The 1,752-nt window shown below is 61.0% G+C and carries 2 protein-coding genes; one reads left to right on the forward strand and one right to left on the reverse strand.

Translation table 11 applies throughout. The features are described from left to right. A partial coding sequence (locus tag HDE76_RS20480) for a condensation domain-containing protein (RefSeq protein WP_343205747.1) occupies positions 1 to 1,491 on the reverse strand: 1,491 nt, incomplete at its 3' end. On the opposite strand from HDE76_RS20480, the gene HDE76_RS20890 reads away from it, so the two are divergent. Continuing rightward, on the forward strand, positions 1,438 to 1,752 hold a 315-nt coding region (locus HDE76_RS20890; RefSeq protein WP_255457718.1), incomplete at its 3' end, for a hypothetical protein. The two genes, HDE76_RS20480 and HDE76_RS20890, sit on opposite strands and share 54 nt — an antisense overlap.

Here is a 1,752-nt window from a genome sequence, read left to right on the forward strand (position 1 = left end):
TGTGCGCCGGACCTGTTGCTCGAACAGCTCGCCCAGGCAGGCTGTCGGGAACGCGCGCGCGGTCGTGTTCCATGCGGCGATAAGTGCGCGCTCGGTGGCTGGCACGATATCCAGACGGTAAGGCGAGACGACGCGATCGCCGCCCTCGATGGCCTCGGCCAGCTTCTCGAGTGCGCACTGCATATAACTGCAGATGTGCTGACCCGACAGACTCGACGATACGAGTGCCGTCAAAGCGAGGCTGTCACCGAAGTCCTCGACGGACATGGTCAACGGGTAATTGTTTCTCACCTCGTCGCTGAGCACCTTCACGCCAGCCATCGGATGCGTCGCGTTCGATATATGACCGTCGTTGAGCTCGATCGGCGCCTCGTTGTGCCGGTAGTTGAGCACCGAATTGAACAGCGGCATCGGTGCCACGACTCCGCTGCAACGCTGAGCAAGCGCGAGTGACGCGTGCTCGTGCTCGATCAGCTGGGTAAGCCGGTCGTGGGTGTCACGTGCGGCGCTGGCCAGGTCGCGCTTACCGACATCAAGGCGGAACGGCAACGTGTTGATGAATAAACCGACCGCACGGTCGATACCTTCGCCACCGAGCGAGCGACCAAACAACACTGTGCCGAATACCACGTCATCACGATGACTGGTGTTGGACAGAATATGCGCCCACGCGAGATGGCACAGGCTCGCAACGCTTACGCCGAGACGTCGTGCAGCATGCCGCAGTGCGTTGTTGAGCGATGCCGGCAATGCCTGTCGAAACTCTTCGATGCCACCACCCTGTTGTTGCACGTCAGCCAGATCGAAGGCGAGTGTCGGCTCGTGCACATCACCGAGGATGCGCGAGAAATACGTCTCGTGCGATTCGTCCGGCTCGCCAAGCCGTGCATAGGCCACCAAGTCCCGGAATGGCACGGGCATAGCCAGATCGCCGGTTCGGCCACGAAGAATCGCATGAACTTCATCACGCAGCACGTCGAGGGTGGAATGGTCACCGATGAGATGATGAAGCCGTTGGATAACCACCCACCGGTCGCCATCGGCATCGTGCGCCACGATGAAGTCGAGCAACGGCGCCTTGCCGAGATCGAGGCACTCGCGGCGCGGATCGAAGCGCTCGGCCAACTGCTCAGCCACGGGACCATCGGCCGAATCCAGCTCGATCTCTCTGACGTTGAGTTGAGCGCTGCGAAGGACAACCTGCGCAGGATGAGAAAGCCCATGCCACAGGAATGCAGTGCGCAGGATGTCGTGCCGATCGATGACATGCTGGACGGCTAGCAAGAAGCGTTGCAGCAGTTCCCGATTCGGGAACGACATTGTCGTGGTGAGAAGGTAGGGATCACCAGCGTCGGCGAGCATGTGGTGGAACAGAATGCCGTCCTGTAATGGCGATAGTGCATAGATGTCCTGGATGTTCGTCATGCCACCCGGCACATGTCGCGCGATCTGGTCGATGTCGTCCTGGTTCAGATCTATCAGCGGAAGCATGTCCGGCACGATGCGTTCGCAATCCGCCGGAATGCGTTGCGGCGGCACGACGACCGTGCCATCGCGTCCCTTGATGGCAGCGAGATCGCCGAGAACGGGTGCGGCGAAAACATCGCGCACATCCAGAGCGTATCCAAGCCGACGCAGACGATCGACCACGGTAATCGCCAAGAGCGAATGGCCACCAAGCTCGAAGAAGTGATCGCGGCGACCGACGCGAGTGACCCCGAGCAGTTCCTCCCACACGGCGGCGATCGCGCT

This window comes from Rhodanobacter sp. ANJX3 (assembly GCF_014200755.1).
In the GTDB taxonomy this organism is placed as follows: Bacteria; Pseudomonadota; Gammaproteobacteria; order Xanthomonadales; family Rhodanobacteraceae; genus Rhodanobacter.